This window comes from Micromonospora orduensis, from assembly GCF_006228125.1.
Classification (GTDB): domain Bacteria; phylum Actinomycetota; class Actinomycetes; order Mycobacteriales; family Micromonosporaceae; genus Micromonospora; species Micromonospora orduensis.
In genome coordinates, this window is sequence record NZ_VDFY01000138.1 from 1 (window position 1) to 21,451 (window position 21,451).

A 21,451-nucleotide genomic window follows, 5' to 3' on the forward strand; every position below is an offset into this window, starting at 1 on the left:
GGGTGGGGCGGTGGTGGGTTGGTGGTGCAGGTCGGTGGTGAGTTGTTGCCAGGTGGTGACGTTGGGGTGCAGGGTGGCGAGGCGTTGGGCCTGGGTGTCGTTGTGGGTGACGACGAGGTGGGTGCCGGCCTTGTGCAGCATGTGGCGGAGTCGTTCGTCGGGGTGGGTCGGGTCCAGTGGCAGGTAGGTGCCGCCGGCTTTGAGGATGGCCAGGAGCAGGGTGCTGGTGTTCAGGTCGGCGGGGCCGCACACGCCGACGACGACCTCCGCGGTGACGCCGGCAGCGCGCAGGAGGTGAGCGCAGCGGTTGGCCCTCTCCTGCAACTCGCGGTACGTCAACCGATCCTGTCCCCGCACCAACGCCACCGCATCCGGTCCCTGCGCTGCCCGGTGTTCGAACCACTCGATTAGTTTCACAATGCCCTCACTCAATCTGACGTGTGAGTCAGTCAGCGGACGTGCGATTTGCCGGCGTGAACGTACGCAGCCCAATGCTCGTGCATCGGCGACACCAGAGAGCCGTTCGCTGGCCGGCCGTTCACCGATTCACGGTGGTAGCGGTCGCTGACCGTCCCGCCGGCGAGACGCCCAGACGGCATGATTCCGGTTGCCCGAGCAGCGCGCGACTATCGGTAATGCGGGCCGAAGGTTTGAGCACCGCATCCGTCCTACTCGAATATGACCCAAAATCCGGTGTGGCGGTGGAGGTGCGCACAGGTGCAGTGGGCGGTGGACTGCGCCGCCAAGGCCCCGGCAAAAGTCGATGGCGGCGTCGCACAAGGCTGCCATGACTTGGGATTCAGTGCCGGTGCGGATCTGGAACTGGGTTCTCGTCCCGGACGTGTCCACGACCTTGCCGGGGCGCTCCCGGCGTTCCGTGAGGCGCGCGCGGGATCGACGGTCGAGGACGGCTGAGCGTCGTCATCCCGGCGGGCCGAGCAGGATAGACCGCAGTCATCACCGTCGCTGGATGGGCGGACCCCAGCTGGTCAGGAAGAGGCTCTCGCCGGGTCAGGTTACCGACCATCCGGGTGACATCATGGACAACCAGACAAGCCGAGCCGACAGTGACCGTTGGACCGCGGAGCAGGAATTGTCTCTGTGAGCGGCAAGCCGGCCGACTCCTGGCCGATGCGACCCATCAGTTCGGTCGCCGGCCGGCGGGGTCCCGGTGCGACCGACGGGCCCGTCCGCCGCTCCAGATCGATCCCGCCCCACAGCCGACGCCGCTGTGGCGTCGCCTGAGTGGAGGCCGAGTGCTGCACAGCAACTCCGACATGATTGACATCTCGGACCCGGCGATCTACGGAGCCGGGGACGCGGTCGCCACGTGGGCGCAGCTGCGCGCGACCAGGCCGGTGTTCTGGAACCAACCGGCGGGCGGCGAGGGATTCTGGGCCATCATGACCTACGCGCCGGCCCTTCAGGTCTACCGCGATGCCGCCACCTTCACATCCGAAGGTGGCATGCGTGTCGGCGCGGACCGCGCTGCGGTGGAAGCCGCCGCTGGCCGCATGCTGATCGTCAGCGATCCTCCGCACCACACCAGCCTGCGCCAGGCGTTGAACCCCGCGTTCCGCCCGGCCGCAGTCAGGGCGCTGGCCACCTCGATGCGGCGTGCGGTCGAGCCGCTGATCGAGGAGAACCTGACCCGGGAGACGGTGGAGTTCGTCAGCGAGGTCGCCGCGATCATTCCGGCCGCGGTCATCTGCGACTTGATGGGGGTACCCGAATCCGACCGTCCCATGATGATCGCGCTGACCAGTCGCGCGTTCGGCGCCTCCGTCGCCGGCGAGACGACCGGCCGTCCGGCCGACATGCTGGATCGGGCGGAGGCGCACGCGGAGATCTTCCTCTACTACGACGACCTGGTCGAAGAGCGCCGGCGCCATCCGGGCGACGACCTTGTCAGCACCCTGGTGCACAGCGAGATCGATGGTCGGCGGCTCACCAACGAAGAGGTGCTGCTGAACTGCGACGGCCTCGTCACCGGAGCGAACGAGACCACTCGGCACGCCTTCGTCGGAGGGCTGCTCGCCCTTATCGAGAATCCGGACCAGTGGCGGGGCCTGCGTGAGGGGACGCTGGACGTCGACACGGCGGTCGAAGAGGTCCTTCGATACACCAGTCCGGCAATGCACGTCAAGCGGGTCGTCACCGCAGACGTTGAACTGGGCGGTCAACTCGTAGAGGCGGGGCAGGCCGTGGCGGTGTGGAACCCGTCGGTCAACCGTGACGAGCAGATCTTCCCTGATCCCGAGCGCTTCGATCTCGCCCGCAGGCCCAACCGACACCTGACCCTCGGGCACGGTCCACACAACTGCCTGGGCGGCCTCCTGGCCCGCCAGGAGCTGCGGATTCTGCTTGAGGTCCTGCGGGAGCGGGTGACCACGATGGAGTTGGTCGGACCCGTCCGGCGGCTCTACTCGAACTTCATCTGGGGTTTCGAGCAGCTCCCGGTACGGCTCCGCTAGGCCGTGTCCCTGGCGGGAGCAAGCCGGTGCCTTCGCGCCGTCCGCTGCAACCCGCGTGAGCTACGGATGACGAGACGGCACCTGGGTCCGATCGCCGTCCGGCGTCGCTTGCTCGTCCTCCCCGATCTCCGCCGCGGGCTCACCATCCTGCGGATGCGACCGCTCCTCTCGGGCCTGGTCGGTGTCCCGGAGACCGCCGTCGGGAGGGGTGTCGTCGGTGGCCTGGTGACCGCCGCCGGCACCCGCAGGGCCGTCCTCGGGGGCGGCCAGGGCGAGGAACACGACGGCCAGGAGGCCCAACGCGATAGTGGCGATCGCGCAACACAGCAAGGTGCCCCGGGCGCCCAGCAGCGTGACGAGCGGGCCACCCGCGATGGTGCCGAGCGGCACCGCCGGGATGATCAAGGCGGTGTTGGCTGCCAGGACGCTCGCCAGCCGTCCCGGCTCAGCACGACGTTGGATGAGCGCGCGGCTCAAAGCCATGTAAGGCGCCCAGATGAAGCCGCCGAGCGCGAACGCGGCGAGCGACACCGGTACCGGTGCGCCCAGCCCCAGCGGCAGCAGGGTGACTCCGAAGCCGAGGATGATTCCGGTGATGGTGCGCCACAGCGGGAGGCGTCCGGCGTACCCGCTTGCCACCGCGCCGATGAGAGAGCCGACCCCAAAGACCGTGTAGTACAGGCCGAGCAGGGCCGCGGACCCACCGATGTCGTTGACGTAGATCGGGAAGGCCACATAGACCGGCCCGAAGAAGGCGAAGAAGGCGAAGGTGAGCAGCATCAGGACGAGCAGGGTGCGGTCGCCGGCGACGGCACGCAGCCCTGCCCCGCGGTTCTTCGGCGGGGCCTCGGCGGGCTTGTCGGCGACACCCGCCCGGAGCGCGAACAGGTAGGACACGGCCAGAGCAAGGAAGCTGACGGCGTCGAGCGCGATCACCAGGGCGGCGCCCTGCCAGCCGATGAGCAGTCCCGCGACCGGGGGACCGGCTATGGTGGCGGCCCCGGCGAAGATGTTGAGCAAGGCATTGGCGGGTACGTGCTGCCTCTCCGGCAACACCTCGGCGATCAGGGTGAACCGACCGGCGACACCCCAGGAGTGCAGCAGGGAGGACACCGCCAACAGGACGACGAAGATCGTCGGGTTGAGCAGACCGGTCAGGTACGCCACGGGTATCAGCGCGAGTGTGACACCGCGCAGGGTCGCATCCCAGTAGACCAGCTGCGCGCTTCCCCGACCGGCGAGGAAACGGCCGAAGACAGCGGCGCCGACGGTTGCGGGGAGCGAGTACGCGGCGACCGCCAGCGCCACCCAGGCCGCCTCGGAACCCGCGGGGGCCAGTTCGAGCGCGAACCAGCTGATGGCCACCACCGACATGCCGTCGCCGAACGAGGAGACCGCCATTCCCGGCAGGACCCGGCGCAGCAGCCGATGGCTGATGACCGGCCAGTAGGGCGAGGAGCGGGGGAACGACTGTCTGGCGCCGAGCTTGCGGGACCCGGACGGCTCGGCGGCATTAGTGGCACTCTCGTTCATTGCTCCCCTTGAGCTACTGGGGCCGCTCGTGAAGGGCCCCACGGGTGGTCCGGGACTCCGTGGCGAAGCGGACGGAAGCACGTAGCACCACGGCAGGTATTCGTGTCCCTGGCCGCGTGCCCTTCGGCTAGTCGTGGCCCGACACCTCTTCGGACGGTACGGCGGCGGCAAGGGCGGCCACATGTGCCGGACCGAGGATCGAGTAGTGGTCGGCGGGAAGCTTCCGCACCTCCAATCCTCCGGCGGCGACGAGCCGCCAGGCGCTGAGTGTCTCCTCCCGGTTGTCGTCGCGGTCGCCGCTCAGGACCAGGACCACCCGCCCAGGATAGGGCCTCGGGCGGTATCGGGTCAGTAGCCGCAGATGGGCGCTGAACACCTGGAAACGGCGATCCACCCACCGTCGCCCCTCGGCGGCGGCCAGCCGACCCGCCTCGACCAGCGTGGCGTGCAGGGCCGCCAGCGGATCCTCTCCCTCTCCGGCAGCCGGCGGGCGCAGGCCGGTGCTCCGGCACACGTCCTGCGCGAAGGCGACGGCCAGCGCCTCCTCATCGAGGACGAAGTCGGGCGAGCCCGGTGCGGCGAGCGCCGAGTCTATCGCCAGCACCGGCGGATGACGGACGTCGCGCTCGTGTGCCTGCAGGGCCATCTCGAGCGCGATCACGCCGCCCATGGACCACCCGCCGTAGCACGCGGGCCGGTGCACGCCCTGGGCGCGCAGGCGGGACAGGTAGTCCGCCGCGAGCGACTCCAGGTCGGCGAGGGCCTCCGCATCGCCGTCCAGCAGTGGCGATCGGATGCCGTGCACGGTGGCCGGGCCGGGTATCGTCCGAGCCAGCGTGGAGTACGGCAGTACCTCGCCGCCCACCGGATGGACCAGCACGATGTGTCCGCCGTGCCCCTCCCGAAGGCGGACGACGACGGAGTCGGGCCGCCGGTCATGATCGCGGATCTGGGCGGCGAGCCGCTCGACCGTGGCAGTGGGGAACAGGGCCGACACCGGCAGCGATACCCCCAGCCGTCGTTCGATGCGGTTCACCAGACGGGCCGCGAGCAGGGAGTGGCCGCCCAGCTTGAAGAAGTCCTCCCGTATGCCGATCTCGTCCACGCCCAGCAATTCCCGGTACAGCTCCGCCAGCCGGCGTTCCATCTCGTCCCTTGGCGCGAGCCGGACGACCGCTTCTCGTTCCGGATCGACCGTCGGCGGGACGTCGAGATCCTCGGCCGGGACAGCGCTGGTGGGAGTCGGACCGGTCTGCCGCACCGGCGGGGCGGGCGGTATTTCGGGCCGCACGACCATCAGAGCGCCGTCGGCGCGCCAGCGCGCCAGGTCATTGCTGCGGAACAGCCGCTGCCCCGGCAGCCCGCCGGACGGATTCGCCACGAAGGTCGTCGCCGTCAGTGCGGGTTGCCCGAGGTAGCCGCGCGGCATGCCGTCACCCGCGATGTACAGCTCGCCCACCTCACCGATGCCGACCGGCTGCCCCGTGCGGCCCAGTACGTACAACCGGGTGTTGTTCGCCGGGCGGCCGATCGGCACCGAACCGACGGCGGGCCAGGCGTCGGTCACCTCGGCGGCCGCGCAGAAGGTGCCGTACTCGGGCGGGTCGTACAGGACGCGCAGTCGAACGCGGTTCCCCACCTCCCGCCGCCAGCGGTGAATCCGATCTGGTGTGACATGCCCGCCGCCGATGCTGATCCACCGCAGGCGCCCGGCCAATTCGGCCGCCGCCCCGGCGTCGACGAGGTCGCTCCAGTACGACACGGGCAGGCGCAGTGCGGTCGGCCGCAGTTGCGCGCAGCGCTGGACGAACCGTGCCGGAGGACTGTCGAGCAAATCGCCCCCGACCACCAGCGTCGCGCCGACCGACAGCGATTCGACGAGGTCGCCGAACCAACCGGTGGAGCCGTGCGGCATGACCTGCAGACACCGGTCCGCCGGCCCGAGTCGAGCGGACCGGGCCGCGTCGGCGAGGTGGCCGGCTATCCCCCGGTGGGTGACGACCACACCGAGCGGCCGCCCGGACGACGGACCCGGATAGACGAGGCACGCCGCCTCCGCCGCGACATCGCGCCGGTCGACGGCCGTCTCGGGAAGCTGGACCAGCTCGCCGTGCTGCTCGTCGAGCAGGACCAGGGGCAGGTGACCGACCCGCTCCGCCCATCTGCTGGTCGTCACCACCAGCGCGGTGGCGGAATCGACAAGCACCGCCCCCAGCCGGGAAGGCGCCTCGCGGGGGTCGAGGCCCAACACGACACCACCCGCCCGGTGTACGGCCAGGGTTGCGGCCACCGCATTGATCCCCGGGGCGAGGAGCACCCCGACCACGGTCTCGGACCCTACGCCCCGGGCGCGGAGGTGATGCGCCAGCTGATTGGACCGGCGCGCCAGCTCGTCGAAGGTCACCCGGGCGCCGTCGTGCTCGACTGCCACCGCGTCCGGCGTCGCGACCGCCACGCTGTCGACCCGCTCGGGCAGCCGTTGGTCAGGCCCTTTCACTCGCCCGCCATCGCCCCATCGGTCCACGATGTGCGCGATCTCCCGCGCCGGCGCCAGGGACACGGCGAGCATCGGCTGGTCCGGCTCAGCGACCAGGGACCGCAGAAGCGTCACGTAGTCCCGGGCGAAACGGGCCGCAGTGTCCCGGTCGAACAGATCGGTAGCGTATGCCAGCCAGCCGCGGATCGAGCCGTCCGGCTGCTCCGCGAGGGAGAGGTGCAGATCCCAACCGCAGGTGTCCTGCTCGGCCGCCAGATACGTACAGGTGACGCCCGGCAGCTCCAGACCGGGCAGCCGACCGTCGTCCAGCTGGAACAGCGTCTGGAAGACCGGGTGGTGGGACAGCTGGGGATCGAGTCCGAGGTTCTGCACCACCACGTCGAACGGAACGTCCAACCGGCTCGTGGCCTCCAGCACCGCCCGTCGGGTGGCCAGCAGCAGCTCCCGGAAGCTCACGTCCTCGGTGAAGTCGGCGCGTAGCGCGACCGTGCCCACGAAGAAGCCGATCAACTGTTCCAGCGCGACGTCGTCGCGGCCAGCGACTGGAGTGCCCACCACGACCGTGCGGTCGCCGCTGTAGCGGTGCATGAGTGCCTGGAACACGGTCAACAGGATCATGAAGGTGGTGACCCTGGGCCTGGAGCCGAACCGCCGCACCTCTGTGGCGAGCGACTCGAGCAGGTGGACTTCCACCTTGGATCCCCGATGGCTGCTCTCGGCGGGGCGGGTCCGGTCCAGAGGCAGGTTGATCACCCGAGGGGCGCCGTCGAGCTGGCGTCGCCAGTACCTCAACTGCTCCGCCCAGCTTTCCCCGGTCGCCGTCTCCTGCTGCCGGCGGGCGAAGTCCACGTGTTGCAGGGCCAGCGGCGGTAGCCGGGTCGGTTCACCCAGCGCGGCTTCGTACAGGCGTTGCAGGTCCCGCAGGAGGATCCCCCAGGACCAGCCGTCGAAGGCGATGTGGTGGCAGGCGACGACGAACAGGTGCCGGGTGGGCGCCAACCGCACTAGCGCGGCGCGGAAGGGCGGCTCGCGCTCGAGGGCGAACGGGCGCTGGGTCACCGGTGCCAGGAAGCGTCGGACCCGATCGTCGCGGTCCGGTTCGCGCAGACCGGTGACGTCCTCGATCGGCATCGTGACCAGGTTCGTGGCGGTGACCAGCTGCACCGGGTCGCCCTCAGCGTCCGCGACGATCAGGGTACGGAGGATCTCGTGCCGTTCGACGACAGCGCGGACCGCTTGGCGCAGCGCCTCGACGTGGAGGTCACCGTCGATCTGGAAGGTAGCGCTCGCCTGGTAGACCAGCGCCTCTGGTTGAAGCCGATAGAGGAACCAGAGCCGCTGCTGGGCCAGTGACGCGGGGCCGGACCGCACCTGCGACGGCGCCGGCCCGCCGGGATCCGTCGGCCCGACCGCCGGCCCCGCCTGCGTCGGCGTGCCCGTCACGGGGCCGCCGCCGGGGACACCCGTGGTGCAGTCTGCACCTCGACCACGAGTTCCGCGACGGTCGGCGCGTCGAAGATGTGGTACAGCTCCAGTTCCGCGCCCAACTCGGCGCGAATTCGGTTCACCAGCCTCAGCCCCAGCAGGGAATGCCCGCCAAGGTCGAAGAAGTCCTCGTCGACCGCCACGTCCGGAACGCCGAGGACTTCACCGAACAGCCGACGCACGGCCTCCTGCGTCGCCTCGTCGGTCTGACCGGTCGTCCGCCCGTGGTGGGCAGCGTTCTGGTTGTCACCGTGGGTCATGTCGTTCCTCCTCGCGCCCGTGGTGGGGTCGGGACTCCGCCAGGACCGTGATCGATGTGATCGCCTCGTCGGGTCTCTGGCCGATCACCTCCAGCAGTCGGACGAACCGGGACGCGATCTGATCGACCGTCGATGCCGTCCAGAGGTCGGTGGTGTACGCGAAGGAGCACGACAGCCGGCCGCCGGATTCCACAAGCCGTACAGAGAGATCCACCCTGGGCCCGCGCAGCCGCACCGGCACCTCCGATACGCGCATTCCGGCGAAGTCCGGCTGCGCCTGCTGCTGGACGACGTCGAACCAGATGTTGAAGATCGGGTTTCGGCCGCTCCGGCGGCGGGGGCGTATCGCCTGAACGATGCGTTGGAAGGGCAGTTCCTGGTGCTGGTACGCCGCCAGTGCCATGTCCCGCGTCTTGGCCAGCAACTGCCGGAAGGTGGGGTCCCCCGTCCACTGCAGGCGCAGCGCGATCGTGTTGACGAAGACCCCCATGACGTCGTCGAACTCGGGCCGCGCCCGGCCGGCGCTCGGCGAGCCGACGACGAGGTCTGTCTGCCCTGTGCGCCAGGCGAGAAACGCGTAGAAGGCCGCCAGCAGCGTCATGAACTGTGTCGTGCCCGCCGACTGGGACAGCGACCGCAGCCGGACGAGGGTCTCGTCCGGTACGTCGACCACCGCGAGGCCCGCCTCCCCGCCGGGGACCTTCGGCCGGTCGCGGTCGGTGACGATGGCGACGTACGGGGGCGCACCGTCGAGGAACATTCGCCAGAAGGTCACCTGCTCCGCCGCCTCCGGGCCGTCGAGCCACCGGTTCTGCCAGCCGGCGTAGTCGACGTACTGCACCGCCGGTGGCGGGGGAGGGGGCCGGCCGGACGACAGTGCGGCGTAGGCCGCGGACAGGTCCCTCCAGAACAGCGCGATGGAGGGGCCGTCCACGGCGATGTGGTGGAAGCAGGCGTGCAGGAGGTGCTCCCCGCAGCGCAGCTGGTAGGCGACGAACCGTACCGGCGGGTCCCGGGCGAGGTCGAACGCCTGTGCCGTGTCGTGCCGCGCGGCTTCGGCGGCCCGCTCGATGGCGACAGAGGGCGCCAGGCCGGTGAGGTCCACGAGTCCGAGCGGCAACTCGTCGCCTGAGATGGACTGCCGCACCTCGCCCTCCACCTCGCGGTAGCGGGTGCGCAGAATCTCGTGCCGCCGGCTTACCGCGGCCAGGGCGTCGGCGAGGCGCGTGATGTCCAGCGGGCCACCGGAAACGTGCCAGAGGGAGGAGACGTTCGACGCCGCCGGGTCCCGGGCCAGCTCGTGCATCAGCCACACCCGCTGCTGGGCTGACGACGTCTGGGTACGGTCAGCCGTGACCGCGATCGACGCGCTCGAGGAGCTGTCGGGCCCGCGCGGTGCCCGACCGCGCAGTCGTAGTGCGAGCAGACGACGGTGATCCGCAGGCAGCGCGCCGGGCGGGTCGGCGGTTTGCCCCGTCATTGTCGGCGCACGTCGCGTGGCTCGCCGTCGGCTGTGGACTGGTCGGCCTGCGCCGGCGCATTCCGCGCAATGCTCAGGGATTGGCTGTTGCCCCCGGACATAACACCTTCCATGTGTGTCGTCGGGCTCCTGCGCCGCCGACCGAACGCGGCGGTGAAACCGCCCCGACCGGCAACCGTTCACCCTGCGCGGCTGTGGCCCTCGACTCCACTATGGTCCAGTCCCAGCCTCCCGGAGCTCGTGCGGGTGCGGCGAATTCCGCACTTGATGTCTCGCCGGCGAGACCGTCGGCGCGGGAATACTGGACCGACGCTGGGCCGAGAATCCGGTGTGGACTGATGAAGGGATCGCCATGCACAGACGCATGCTCGTCAACACCGGCAGCAGTTTTGAACAACATTTCGGCTATTCGCGCGCGGTGCGCGTCGGCCCCCATGTCTTTGTCGCGGGGACCACCGCGGCCTCCCCTGACGGGGCAGTCGGGGGCACCGACGTGCAGGAGCAGACCCGGGAGGTGTTTCGCCGGGTCGAACTCGCCTTGGAGAAGGCGGGAGCTGGGCTAGGGGATGTGGTAAGGACGCGCGTTTTTGTCACCGACATAAACGACTGGCAGGCCATCGGGCGCATCCACGCGGCGGTCTTCGAGAGTGTCCTGCCGGCCAGCACAATCGTCGAGGTTTCCGGGCTCGTCATGTCGGACCTCATGGTGGAGATTGAAGTCGATGCGATCGTCGCGGACGAGGCATGAGGATGGACGCCCGTCGTTGACCCGCCCGCGGAGCAAGGAGACATCCGTCATGCGGACGATTCCGATCGACGTGGCGATGACACAGAACGGTCTGTGCACGCTGCAACCTGCTGGCCTGTCGATACTGGAGTCCGTTGACGCCAAGGTGCTGGGCTGGGCCGCCCGGATGGGTGCCGCTGAGGTACGGCTCCCGCCCTTGGTTTCGGTCGCGGACCTGGTCAGCATCGACTACTTCGACAACTTCCCGCACCTACCCGTGCTGGTCAGCCGAGTGGCTGATCCGGCCAGTCCCGCCGCGGTGAGCGGTACCGCACCGCCCACCGTCGGTAGGGGGAGGCTGGTCGACGCGGATTATGCGCTGCCCTCATCGGCCTGCTACGGCGTCTACTTCAACCTGCGGTCCACGAGCGGGCTGGGTCCGACGAGGATCACGACCCGGTCCCGCTGCTTCCGCAACGAGGCGAGCTACGACGGTCTGCGGCGGCTCTGGTCGTTCGAAATGCGCGAGATCGTGTACCTGGGCGATGCCGGAGGGGCCGCCGAGCACCTGGCCACCGCCAAGCGGCTGATCTCGGACTGGTGCGCGGAGCTGGGGCTCGACGTTGGCTGGCGCACGGGATCCGACCCATTCTTCGACGCCCGGCACCCGCGGGCGATCGCGCAGCGGGTGGCTCCGATCAAGGAGGAGCTCCTCTACAAGGGCGAGCTGGCCATCGCCTCAGTCAACGCCCACCGTAACTTCTTCGGTGAGCGCTGCGACATCACCGACGAGGCGGGCGCCCCCATACACACCAGTTGTGTCGGCTTCGGCCTGGAACGCTGGATCGCGGCGCTGCTCGACAGCGGCCGATCGGCTGAGGAAGCCCTCGCCCTGGTCCGGCAGTCGTGACGAGGACCCGGCTCGACCGCGCCGGCCCGATCGACTGGGAGCAGGTGCTGTCGCGGGTCGTCCTGGTCGACGACGCCCGACGAAGGGCGACCGTATCCGCCCGGCGGGCACAGGAGTTCCTGCGGCTGGCACCCGACGAGCTGGACCGGCTCACCGCGGCGGGGCTGCCGGGCGCGAACGTGGGGGGCGAACTCCGGTACGACTTCCGGGACCTCTACAACGTGGGTCTGTACGCGGGCTTCGGCACCTCGCAGGCGGAGCAGGCGTTGCAGGTGATGATGCGTTTCGCGTCCCGGCCGGTCGAGCAGCTCTTGACCCCGCGGCGTTGGACGGTCCAGATCAGGGGGGAATGTGCCGCCTGCCGCGACGGTGGCGCTCCCGAGGGGACGTGGCAGGTCCAGCAGCCGGATCCCTTTCCCGGCGGCGGCCGCCTGCTCTCCTGGCAGGTGCGCCCGGGACTCGCGCGGCCTGCCCCGTCTGCCGGCGCCACGTCGCCGGCAGGCCATCTCGCCCGGGAACCACGGCCCCCGGACCTGCTCGTCGAAGGCGTGGTCGAGACGATCGGCGTCCGGCGTCAGATCCGCTCGTCCCGGATCCTGGCCGAGATCGAGCGGTTCTCGGCGCTGAACCTGCGCTGGCACCTGCTGACCGAGGAGCAGTGGCCCGACATCGAACGGTTCCATCGCCTCGGCGTGACCGACTGTGTGATGGCGAGCCTGTATCTCGCTGAACGAATGACCCGGCTGGGCATCGAGGCGCAGACCCGGTGCGGCTGGATGACGGGCATCGTCAACGTCTCGCACGGGTGGCTGGAGGTGCGGGATGAGGACGGAGCGATCAAGACGGTCGATCTGATCCTGCCGCAGCTCGCCGGCCTACTGGCCCCCGGCAGCGGGGCGTACCGGCAGTTGGCCAGCGGCTCGCTCATCAACCGGGTGATCAGAGCGGACTGTCCGGCGGACCAGCCGCTGGTGACCCACCGGCACGGCGCCGGGCCGGTTGACGTCGACCTGCTCACCGAGGTGCGTCCGGTACTGGACCGCCGTGAACAGTCCTGAGAGGGGTCCGATCATGCAAGACGGAATCGACGCCGTCGTCGCCTACCTGCGCCGCCGCAATCCGGAGCTGGGTCCGCTGGACCCGGCCCAGGATCTGATCGACAGCCGCATCCTCGACTCCCTGGCCATCGTCGAGTTCGTCCTGCTGATCGAGGAGCTGACCGGTGCGGAGATCGACATGGACACGGTGACCCGGAACGACCTGCGTACCCTGCAGGCGATCGAGCGGCGGTTCTTTACCGCCGGCACGGGGCAGGCGACGCGATGACCGACACCCGCCCCGTGCTGCTCGTCCTGGACTACCCCGGGCGCAGGGAGGAGGCACGGATCGCGGACCTGCGCCTTCAGGAGCGCGGATACGACGTCCGTCACCTGCTGGTGGCGCCCTTCAGCCGCGAGCTGGATGCCCCGTCCTACGCGCGGGATCTCGTGCGGCGGCACCGGCTTGCCGAGGCGAGCGTCGCGGCGGTGCTGTCGTACTGCATGTCGGCAGCGATCGCGCAGGAAGTTGCGGCCCTCGTCAACCGGGACCAGGAGCCGGTCCGGGTCGTCCTGTTCGACGCCGAGCCGGTCACCCCGGCCGCGGTGGCGGGGCAGTACGCGGAGGCGCTCCGACAGATGGCCGAGCAGCTCGACGTCGGTCAGCCGCAACCGTGGTCGGGGCAGATCTTCGACGAGGACGCGCTCACCCGGCGACCGGACGAGGTCATCCGCCGGATGCGGCAGGAACTCGTCGGGTTCGCCACCAGCGCGCTGACGGCGGGGAGTTACGACGAGGACGAGGCGGCCGGCACGGCGAGTGCGCTGGCGGAGCTGTACCTTGACTGGCTGGTACATCTCGTCGCTGCGTACCACGCGACCTGGCCGGCGTGGGGCGGCTCGGTGGTGCACGTTCTGTCCCGCTCACCTGGCTTCACTGGCCCCTGGCCCGGCGCGCGGGAGACCCACCTCGTTCGCACGGCGGCACCGAGGGCGGATCTGCTGAGCACGGCCGAGGTCGCAGCGATGGTCGATGCCCATCTTCGCCAGGTGCCCACCTCGGTGACGCGATCCGGGGAGCGGGCATGAGCGGGCCACGCGATGACGCGACGCCCCCGCCCGAACCCGGCGTGGCCGTAACCGAGGCGTGCGTACGTCGCGAAGATCTGCTGGACACCGAGTACGAGCCGCCGGACAGCGAGCTGGAGGCCAGGATCGCCGGCGTCGAGGCTGCGGTGCTGGGCATCGATCGGGTCAGCCGCACCGACAGCTTCTTCGAACTCGGCGGTACATCCCTGCACGCAGTACGGATCTGCGCCCGCATCGAGCGCACCCTTGGCTATCGGGCACTGCCGATGTGGCTGATCGAGTGCGACGTCCTGCAGGCGTTCGCCGCCCGCATCGCGAGCGAAGGGATGGGGGTTGATGGTTGATCCACGTCGTCGTGGAGCGTTGATCCACGAGGCCGTCGCCGACCATGCCGCTCGCCGGCCGGAGGCGACGGCACTTCTGCACCGCGGCGGGAGCGTCGACTACCGCACGCTGGACGCCGCCGCGGCGTTCCACGCGGTCGAGCTTGCCGCGCGTGGAGTTGGCCCCGGAGACGTCGTCCCGCTGCTGGTGCCGCGTTCGGCGCAACTGGTGGCATTGCAGCTCGCGGTCCTCAAGTGTGGGGCCGCCTACGCTTGCATCGACCCGCGCTGGCCGGCGGAGCGGCAGGCGGCCATCCTCGACCAGCTCGCGCCCGTGTTGGTGGCGTCTGAGCCCGGGGTGCACCGCGACCGCTGTGAGAGCTACCCGGTCGAGCACGAGCACCTGGACGCGTTGGCCGCACGCGGTTGCCGGTTCGAGGAGGTTGACATCGACCCGTCCGCCGCCGCCATGGTGTTCTTCACCTCGGGCACGACCGGCCGTCCCAAGGGTGTCGTTTCGCCCCACCGGGCGGTGACTCGTTTGTTCGGCCCGGCGGGCCTGCCCGGGTTCGGCCCCGGGCACGCCACCCCGCAGGCAGCCCCGGTGCCCTGGGACATGTACGCGTTCGAACTCTGGGGCCAGCTCACCACCGGTGGCACCAGTGTGCTCGTCGAGGGCGAGCACCTGCTTCCCGGAGTCTTGCGGGAGTTGGTCCGCGACGTTGGGGTGGACACACTGTGGCTGACCAGTTCGCTGTTCAACCTGTTCGTCGACGAGGATCCGGATTGTTTCCGAGGCTTGGGCCAGGTCTTCACCGGCGGTGAGAAGTTGTCGTCGGGGCACGTCCACCGCTTCCTGCTCGCACATCCGACGGTGCCGCTGCACAACGGGTACGGCCCGGCCGAGAATTGCATGCTCACCACGACCCGCCTGATCCGGGGAGCGGACTGCGAGGTTCCGGGTGGCATTCCCGTCGGCGAGCCCGTTCCCGGAACCACCGTGCACGTCCTCGACGAGGCCGGGCAGCGGTGTGGGACGGGACGCCCGGGCGAGATCTGCATCGCAGGGCAGGGCCTCGCCGTGGGCTATCTCAACGATCCGGGGGAGACGGCGGCGAGGTTCCCCACGGTCATGCTGGACGGGGCTGCCCAGCGCGTCTACCGCACCGGCGACGTGGGACTCTTCGACGATGCCGGCTGCCTTCACTTTCGTGGCCGCGCGGACCGACAGGTGAAGATTTCTGGCTACCGGGTGGAACTCGCCGAGATCGAGGCCGAAGCGCTGCGGTTGCCCGGCGTACGCGACTGCACCGCGCTGGCGCTGTCCGACCCGAATGGCCAGGTGACGAACCTGGCGCTGTTCTATGTGGGGGACCCCGGCGAGGACGCACCGGCTGGCCCCAGCATGAGCGACCCCCAACATGTGCTCGCGCGGCTACGGGAGGTCCTGCCCGGCTATCTGGTGCCCCGCGTGCTGCGACGCCTGGATCGCTTCCCGGTCCTGGCCAATGGGAAACGCGACCACATTTCTCTGTTGAGCCTGGCGCGCCGGTCGCCTCGACCTCCACTGACACCCGGCAGCGGTCGGCCTCCCAGACCGTAGCGGGCGGTTCTTCCCATTCTTCACTGGACGCGCGAAACCCGTCGGCAATCGTCGCCGGGGGAGAGGCTGACGTTCCCTGCGTGCAATACCCGAGAAGCTCGTCCGGTGTTGATCGGAGACGACCTGAGAATCATGAATCGTCATCGGTGCCGGAGGAATGGACGCACCTGGAACCCGTGAAATGAGCGCCACGCGGTCCGTCTCTCGCGCGCTCAGGTTCGGCTCTGTCCCGCCAGCGAGACGCCGAATGCGGAAGCATAAAAAGCGGCTCCGCCCGCAATGTCCACCGACCGAGATATTCAGCGAAAAGGTGGCAGGATGCATATCGCTGCAAGCTCGTCGAATCGGGATGGGCCGTCGAGTCAGGGACGGGGGCGTGCGGCCGCCGTTGCTACTCGACAGCGCGGCCCTACGCCTGGGGCCTGTGGCGGGCCTCGGCTGCCGGATCTCCGAGGGCGTGGCACCGCACTGGCTGCCTCGACGTGACGCGGGGCCGGCGCCCATTCCGGGCTACGGCATCCGGCCGGACGTCGTGCGGTCCCGCGAACCCGGGGCGTCCGTGCCTGCGATGCCGCACCACCGCGGGCGGCGGACCAGCAGGCGTTCGACGTTGCGGTGTGACCCGTCATGACACCGATCAGGGAGGAGGACCCGATGACCGGCAACCGGCAAGGGCCGTCTGTGGCCACCGTGGGCCGCGGCACGTCCGACCTTGACCTGCTGCCGATCGCCGAGGAGGAGATCGCGGCCGCACGTCGGTTGCGTGCCGCCCGGCATCTGTCGGTCGATCTCACCGCGACGGTCGTGGGTCGGCTCGTCGAGCGGGCCACGAGCACGCCGGAGCGCGTGGTCGCCGTCGAGAAGGACAAGACCACGACGTACCTGCAACTCGCCGTCCGCACAGCGGTGGTGCGACGCGCCCTGGCGGAGCGGGGCTGCGGCGCCGGATCCGTGGTGGCCGCATTCGGCCCACGGTCCGTCGAAACCATAGCGATCTTCCTGGCCGTCGAGAGTCTGGGTGGCGTCTACCTGCCTCTCGACACCGCCTGGCCGGCGGCTCGGATGGCCGCGGTCCTCGGCAGGAGCGAGTCGGACTGCGTGGTGGAGTACCTGGGGCAGGGCGGCCCGGGTCGGGCGCGTGACGAGATCGCCCAGGCGTCCGCCATGGCCCAGGTGCCGGTCGTGTCCACCTCCGGCCCGGCATTCGCCCGACCGGAGCCGGACCCGGCCGACGCGTTGAAGGAGATCGACAGGGAGAGTTGCGCCGGGGCAGACGAACCCCGTTACCTCTACTTCACCTCTGGGACGACGGGAAGCCCGAAGGGCGCGCTGATCGAGCACCGGGGGATGGTCAACCATCTCTGGGCGAAGATCGTCGACCTTCGGCTGGACGCCGATGACACGCTCGCGTTCACCGCTCCACTGGTGTTCGACATCGCCATCTGCCAGATGATGATGCCCATCCTGGTGGGCGGCCGGATCGCTGTGGTTCCCGACGCGGACGTCCGATCACCCCGGCGGCTGGCCACCGAACTCAACCGTCATCGCGTGACCGTGGTCGAGCTCGTCCCGACGCTGATCGGCTGGCTCGTCACCGGCATCGGCCAGACCGGCGGGGGTGTCCCTCCGCTGCGCTGCGTCATATCAACCGGCGAGGAACTGCGTCCGGCGCTCGCCCGGCAGGTCATGCGCGCTCTGCCAGCGGCGCGACTGATGAACTCGTTCGGTTTCACCGAATGCTCCGATGACATCGCCCATCACGTCGTCACCGAAGAGGACCTGCTGGCAGAGCGGCTACCGGTAGGATCGGTGATCATAAATGCCTCTCTCTACGTGCTGGTCGCTGCCGGCTCGTCCTGGCGAGCAGCGACGCGTGGTGAGCGGGGCGAGTTGTTCGTGGGCGGCGTGCCGGTCGGCCGGGGCTACATCGGCGACGCCGAGGCAACCAGGTCCGCCTTTTTCCGCGATCCCTTCGATTCCTCGTCCGAGACCGGTCGGCTGTACCGGACCGGGGATCTGGCGGTTCTCCAGGAGAACGGCGTTCTCTACTACCTGGGGCGGATCGGCCGCCAGGTGAAGGTCTCCGGAATCCGGGTCGAGCCGGACGAGGTCGAGGCGGTGCTGAGCGTCCATCCGGACGTCGAGGCGTGCGCGGTGACCGCTGTGCGGGTGGAGGGCAACACCGAGTTGGCGGCATTCGTACAGACAGCCGGCGCGACGCCGCTGGACGAGCCGGGCCTCCGCGGCTATCTGCGCAGCCGGCTGCCACCAGCGATGGTGCCGGGTCGCTGGTTCCAGTTGGACTCCATGCCGTTGAGCGGCAACGGCAAGATCAACCATGCGGCGCTGAAAGAGAGTTTTGGTTATGTCGATTGATGACGATACGGCCACGGCAGGCGCGGTGCGGTTCTCGGACTCCGACCGGGCTCGGTTGCTCAAGCTCAGACTGAGCGGTGGCGGGTCGACCGCGACGCCCGAGCCGGTCATTTCGCGGCGCCCCAGCGCGGACAGCGATCCGCCGCTCGCCTCGTTCGCCCAGCAGCGAGCCTGGTTCTTCGAGCAGATGGCACCGAACTCCGAATCGTCTCGGACCAGCTACCTCTGGCGAATCACTGGTGCGTTCGACGTGGCGGCGTTCGAGCGGGGCGTCGACGAAGTCCGGCGCCGCCACGATGCGTTGCGTACGACCTTCGCCATGGTCGATGGGCAACCGCGGCAGCTGATCGCCGACTGGCAGCCGGTCGCCATTCCTCTCGTAAACTGGTCGGACCGGACGGTCGAACAGGCCGAGGCCGACGCGGCACGGTGGACCGAGCGCGAAGCCGAGGGACCGTACGACCTCACCACAGGGCCGCTCATGCGGATGTGGGTGATCCGGCTGAGCCCGGACCGGCACCTTCTCGCCATCGTGATGCACCACATCATGTTCGACCGGATGTCCCTGGGGGTCTTCTGGTCCGAACTCTCCGCGATCTACGCGGCGTTCGCCGCCGGCGAGCCGTCACCGCTGCCGCCCCTGCCGATCCAGTACGCGGACTACGGGGTCTGGCAGGAGTCCTGGATCGACACCCCGGAGGCGGTCGAGCACCGGGAGTACTGGCGGCGGCAACTCGCGGGTGCCCCTCAGTCGATCGATCTCCCCTTCGACTACGCGCGCCCCAGCCAGCTCAGCGGCGTGGGTCTGCGCGTCGAGTTCGTCGTGCCGGCGAACGTCGTGGCCAGGCTACGTGCGTTGGCCAGCTCCCGCGACTCCTCGCTGTTCATGGTGCTGTTGACGACCTTCCACTCCCTGCTGTGGCGCTACAGCGGCAATTCCGACATCGTGACCGCGTCGCCAGCCGCCGGCCGCATCCGGCCCGAGCTCGAAGGGTTGATCGGCCACTTCGTCAACCAACTGCCGATCCGGACCCGGATCACCGGCGACCCGACCTTCGTCGAGCTGCTGGCACAGGTGCGCGAGACGGCCCTCGACGCATACGCGCACGAGGACGTACCCCTGGAGCGGATCGTTCTCGACATCGCGCCGCCACGCGACACCAGCTTCAATCCGCTCTTCCAGATCGCGTTCGACGGCGGACGGGAGGACAACCCGCCGAAGCTAGGCGACCTGACACTCGAACTGCTACAGGGCGGCGACAGCGCCACCTCCCTCGACATTCAGGCCGAACTCGGGCTGCGCGGGGAGGAACTGTTCGGCGCGTTCAGGTACAGCAGGGACCTGTTCCGTCCGGAGACGGCGGACCGGATGGTACGGCACTTCAGCACCCTGCTGGCGGCCGTGGCGGAGGACCCGCACCGGCCGGTGTCCCAACTGCCGATGATGACCGACGAGGAACGGCACGAGCTGCTGCCCGCCTGGAACGACACCCGTGTCGACTATTCCGGGCCGGCGACCCTGCACGGCCTGATCGAGCAGCAGGTAGCCCGGACACCGGGCGCGGTTGCACTGACCTTCGAGGACCGGTCGGTGTCGTACGCCGAGTTGAACGCGATGGCCAACCGGGTGGCCCACCGGCTGCGGGCGCTCGGGGTGGGGCCGGAGACCCTGGTCGGGGTCTGCGCCGAGCGCTCCATCGAGCTGGTCGTCGGGCTGCTCGGCGTGCTGAAGGCGGGTGGTGCCTACGTTCCGCTTGATCCGGAGTATCCCGCCGACCGGATCGCCTTCATGGTCGCCGACGTGGCCGCCCCCGTGGTGCTGGTCCAGGAGCACCTACGTGGCCTGGTACCGGCGGCGGACTCCACCGTGCTGTCATTGGACGACGACGCCGAGTGGGCCGGTGAGCGTGTCGCGAATCCTGCACCCACGGCCGGCCCCGACCATCTGGCCTACGTCATCTACACCTCCGGGTCGACCGGCCGGCCGAAGGGCGTGCCGAACACCCACCGCGGCATCTGGAACCGGCTGGAGTGGATGCAGCAGACCTACCGGCTCGGCGCCGATGACGCCGTGCTGCAGAAGACACCGGCGAGCTTCGACGTCTCGGTCTGGGAGTTCTTCTGGCCGTTGCGGGCCGGTGCCCGGCTGGTGCTGGCCCGGCCGGGAGGGCAGAAGGACGCTGGCTACCTGCGCGACCTGCTCATCTCGCAGCGCGTGACCACGGCGCACTTCGTGCCGTCCATGCTGGCGGTTTTTCTCGACGAGGCCGGTTTCGAGGACTGCGCGACCCTGCGCCGGGTGATCTGTAGCGGTGAGGAACTGCCGGCCGCGGTCGCCGCCGAGTTCGTTCGGCGCGCTCCGGGCAGCGAACTGCACAACCTCTACGGCCCGACCGAAGCCGCCGTCGACGTCAGCGCGTGGCACTGCCGCCCCGAGGCCCTCACCGGCCTGGCGAGCCCGCCCATCGGGGGCCCGATCAGCAACCTGCGTCTCTACGTCCTCGACGGGCGGCTCAACCAGGTGCCGATCGGAGTCGGCGGGGAGCTGTACATCGGTGGCGCGGGGGTGGCGAGGGGTTACCACGGCCGACCGGCGCTGACCGCCGAACGGTTCGTCGCGGACCCGTTCAGCATCGAGTCGGGCGCTCGGCTGTACCGCACGGGCGACCGGGCTCGATGGCGGCTGGAGCCGCACCCCGCCGAGTCGGACGGACCGGGCCCACGGGGCGTGATCGAGTTCCTTGGCCGAGTCGACCAGCAGGTCAAACTCCGGGGCTTCCGGATCGAGCTGGGCGAGATCGAGGCCGTTCTGGCGCGGGATCCGGCCGTCGACCGGGCGGCCGTCGCCGTACGCGAGAACGGCGTGGGCGACAAGATGTTGGTGGCGTACGTCGTGCTGGCCGCCGGCCGCGAGGTGGACCCCACAGAGTTGCGACAGCGGCTCGGGAATGAACTACCGCAGTACATGCTCCCGGGTGCGGTCGTTGTCCTCGACAGGCTCCCCCTGACCCCGAACGGGAAACTGGACCGGCTCGCGCTGCCGAATCCCGAGTTCCCACCCACCGAGGGTCGGCCGCCGCGTACGGAGGCAGAGCGCGCCCTGTGCGCCCTGTTCGCGGAGGTGCTCGGCAGGGACACGGTGACGATCGACGACAACTTCTTCGAGATTGGCGGCCACTCGCTGCTGGGTGTGCGTCTGATCACGAGAATCCGCACCAGATTGGGCGTCGGTTGTCGCCCGTTCGACCTGTTCCGCAATCCGACCGTGGCAACGCTGGCGGTCGCCCTCCACCGAAGTGGTGGTTGGCCCGGCGAAGCGGCGTCCTTCTCCGAAACGAGGTTCATCGCCATGACCAACCCCTTCGATGACCCGAACGGCACCTACGTGGTCCTCGTCAACGAGGAGGGCCAGCACTCGTTGTGGCCCGAGGGCCTTGCCACGCCGGCGGGATGGGAGGTGGTGCACGGACCGGGCGACCGGGCGGCCTGCCTCGACCACGTGGAACGCACCTGGACCGACATGCGGCCGTTGAGCCTGGTCCGGCGCCTGACCTCGCCTTCGAACTGACCCGAGGTTCGGCGGCGTGCGCCGTGGCAGCGTACTCATCGCCTGAAATGCCGTGGTTTGTCCACGACCCAGGTCGTGCGATGGCACGT

Annotated in this window: 16 protein-coding genes; 11 read left to right on the forward strand and 5 right to left on the reverse strand. The window is 69.6% G+C overall.

Features of this window, described 5'->3' with window-relative positions:
* A partial coding sequence (locus FHG89_RS11455; protein WP_167517386.1) for an AMP-binding protein occupies positions 1–417 on the reverse strand: 417 nt, incomplete at its 3' end.
* Between the two features lie 300 nt (positions 418–717).
* On the opposite strand from FHG89_RS11455, the gene FHG89_RS11460 reads away from it, so the two are divergent.
* Both FHG89_RS11460 and FHG89_RS11465 read left to right on the forward strand, forming a co-directional pair.
* The gene (locus tag FHG89_RS11460) at positions 718–915 is read left to right on the forward strand and encodes a hypothetical protein (protein ID WP_139584360.1); all 198 of its coding nucleotides are present in this window, start codon (positions 718–720) and stop codon (positions 913–915) included.
* Between the two features lie 362 nt (positions 916–1,277).
* Entirely contained in the window at positions 1,278–2,474 is a 1,197-nt protein-coding gene (locus tag FHG89_RS11465) for a cytochrome P450 (protein ID WP_139584361.1), read from the forward strand.
* A gap of 60 nt (positions 2,475–2,534) precedes the next feature.
* On the opposite strand, the gene FHG89_RS11470 is transcribed toward FHG89_RS11465, so the two are convergent.
* The 4 genes from FHG89_RS11470 to FHG89_RS11485 form a co-directional block, all read right to left on the reverse strand.
* Positions 2,535–4,007 carry an MFS transporter gene (locus tag FHG89_RS11470; RefSeq protein ID WP_139584362.1) on the reverse strand — a complete coding sequence of 491 codons (1,473 nt, stop codon included), beginning with the start codon at positions 4,005–4,007 and terminating at the stop codon, positions 2,535–2,537.
* A gap of 127 nt (positions 4,008–4,134) precedes the next feature.
* Positions 4,135–7,947, reverse strand: a complete 3,813-nt coding sequence (locus FHG89_RS11475; RefSeq protein WP_139584363.1) for a non-ribosomal peptide synthetase — start codon at positions 7,945–7,947, stop codon at positions 4,135–4,137.
* Complete coding sequence (locus tag FHG89_RS11480; RefSeq protein ID WP_139584364.1) at positions 7,944–8,249, reverse strand: phosphopantetheine-binding protein; 306 nt, start codon at positions 8,247–8,249, stop codon at positions 7,944–7,946. Before FHG89_RS11480 ends, FHG89_RS11475 begins: the two co-directional genes overlap by 4 nt.
* Entirely contained in the window at positions 8,236–9,729 is a 1,494-nt protein-coding gene (locus FHG89_RS11485) for a condensation domain-containing protein (RefSeq protein WP_139584365.1), read from the reverse strand. Before FHG89_RS11485 ends, FHG89_RS11480 begins: the two co-directional genes overlap by 14 nt.
* A 364-nt stretch (positions 9,730–10,093) precedes the next feature.
* On the opposite strand from FHG89_RS11485, the gene FHG89_RS11490 reads away from it, so the two are divergent.
* From FHG89_RS11490 to FHG89_RS11530, 9 genes are all read left to right on the forward strand, one after another.
* Complete coding sequence (locus tag FHG89_RS11490; RefSeq protein ID WP_208760935.1) at positions 10,094–10,477, forward strand: RidA family protein; 384 nt, start codon at positions 10,094–10,096, stop codon at positions 10,475–10,477.
* 49 nt (positions 10,478–10,526) lie between these two features.
* Complete coding sequence (locus tag FHG89_RS11495) at positions 10,527–11,366, forward strand: class-II aminoacyl-tRNA synthetase family protein (protein WP_139584366.1); 840 nt, start codon at positions 10,527–10,529, stop codon at positions 11,364–11,366.
* A complete protein-coding gene (locus FHG89_RS11500) occupies positions 11,363–12,424 on the forward strand; it encodes a hypothetical protein (protein ID WP_139584367.1) in 1,062 nt (353 codons plus the stop codon). Before FHG89_RS11495 ends, FHG89_RS11500 begins: the two co-directional genes overlap by 4 nt.
* A gap of 13 nt (positions 12,425–12,437) precedes the next feature.
* The gene (locus FHG89_RS11505) at positions 12,438–12,692 is read left to right on the forward strand and encodes a phosphopantetheine-binding protein (protein ID WP_139584368.1); all 255 of its coding nucleotides are present in this window, start codon (positions 12,438–12,440) and stop codon (positions 12,690–12,692) included.
* The gene (locus tag FHG89_RS32900; RefSeq protein ID WP_167517388.1) at positions 12,689–13,492 is read left to right on the forward strand and encodes a hypothetical protein; all 804 of its coding nucleotides are present in this window, start codon (positions 12,689–12,691) and stop codon (positions 13,490–13,492) included. Before FHG89_RS11505 ends, FHG89_RS32900 begins: the two co-directional genes overlap by 4 nt.
* Positions 13,489–13,836, forward strand: a complete 348-nt coding sequence (locus FHG89_RS11515) for a phosphopantetheine-binding protein (RefSeq protein WP_139584369.1) — start codon at positions 13,489–13,491, stop codon at positions 13,834–13,836. The genes FHG89_RS32900 and FHG89_RS11515 overlap by 4 nt, the downstream gene beginning before the upstream one ends.
* Complete coding sequence (locus tag FHG89_RS11520; RefSeq protein ID WP_139584370.1) at positions 13,829–15,418, forward strand: amino acid adenylation domain-containing protein; 1,590 nt, start codon at positions 13,829–13,831, stop codon at positions 15,416–15,418. The genes FHG89_RS11515 and FHG89_RS11520 overlap by 8 nt, the downstream gene beginning before the upstream one ends.
* A 654-nt stretch (positions 15,419–16,072) precedes the next feature.
* Entirely contained in the window at positions 16,073–17,794 is a 1,722-nt protein-coding gene (locus FHG89_RS11525) for an amino acid adenylation domain-containing protein (protein WP_139584371.1), read from the forward strand.
* Entirely contained in the window at positions 17,784–21,362 is a 3,579-nt protein-coding gene (locus FHG89_RS11530) for a non-ribosomal peptide synthetase (RefSeq protein ID WP_139584372.1), read from the forward strand. Before FHG89_RS11525 ends, FHG89_RS11530 begins: the two co-directional genes overlap by 11 nt.
* Positions 21,363–21,451: the final 89 nt, after the last annotated feature.

What these genes read in the sequence shown, in the direction of transcription:
- FHG89_RS11515 (WP_139584369.1), top strand. Translation starts at nt 13,489, where the DNA reads ATGAGCGGGCCACGCGATGACGCGACGCCCCCGCCCGAACCCGGCGTG.
- FHG89_RS11480 (WP_139584364.1), bottom strand. Translation starts at nt 8,249, where the DNA reads ATGACCCACGGTGACAACCAGAACGCTGCCCACCACGGGCGGACGACC.
- FHG89_RS11520 (WP_139584370.1), top strand. Translation starts at nt 13,829, where the DNA reads ATGGTTGATCCACGTCGTCGTGGAGCGTTGATCCACGAGGCCGTCGCC.
- FHG89_RS11530 (WP_139584372.1), top strand. Translation starts at nt 17,784, where the DNA reads ATGTCGATTGATGACGATACGGCCACGGCAGGCGCGGTGCGGTTCTCG.
- FHG89_RS11490 (WP_208760935.1), top strand. Translation starts at nt 10,094, where the DNA reads ATGCTCGTCAACACCGGCAGCAGTTTTGAACAACATTTCGGCTATTCG.
- FHG89_RS11505 (WP_139584368.1), top strand. Translation starts at nt 12,438, where the DNA reads ATGCAAGACGGAATCGACGCCGTCGTCGCCTACCTGCGCCGCCGCAAT.
- FHG89_RS32900 (WP_167517388.1), top strand. Translation starts at nt 12,689, where the DNA reads ATGACCGACACCCGCCCCGTGCTGCTCGTCCTGGACTACCCCGGGCGC.
- FHG89_RS11495 (WP_139584366.1), top strand. Translation starts at nt 10,527, where the DNA reads ATGCGGACGATTCCGATCGACGTGGCGATGACACAGAACGGTCTGTGC.
- FHG89_RS11470 (WP_139584362.1), bottom strand. Translation starts at nt 4,007, where the DNA reads ATGAACGAGAGTGCCACTAATGCCGCCGAGCCGTCCGGGTCCCGCAAG.
- FHG89_RS11485 (WP_139584365.1), bottom strand. Translation starts at nt 9,729, where the DNA reads ATGACGGGGCAAACCGCCGACCCGCCCGGCGCGCTGCCTGCGGATCAC.
- FHG89_RS11525 (WP_139584371.1), top strand. Translation starts at nt 16,073, where the DNA reads ATGACCGGCAACCGGCAAGGGCCGTCTGTGGCCACCGTGGGCCGCGGC.
- FHG89_RS11465 (WP_139584361.1), top strand. Translation starts at nt 1,278, where the DNA reads ATGATTGACATCTCGGACCCGGCGATCTACGGAGCCGGGGACGCGGTC.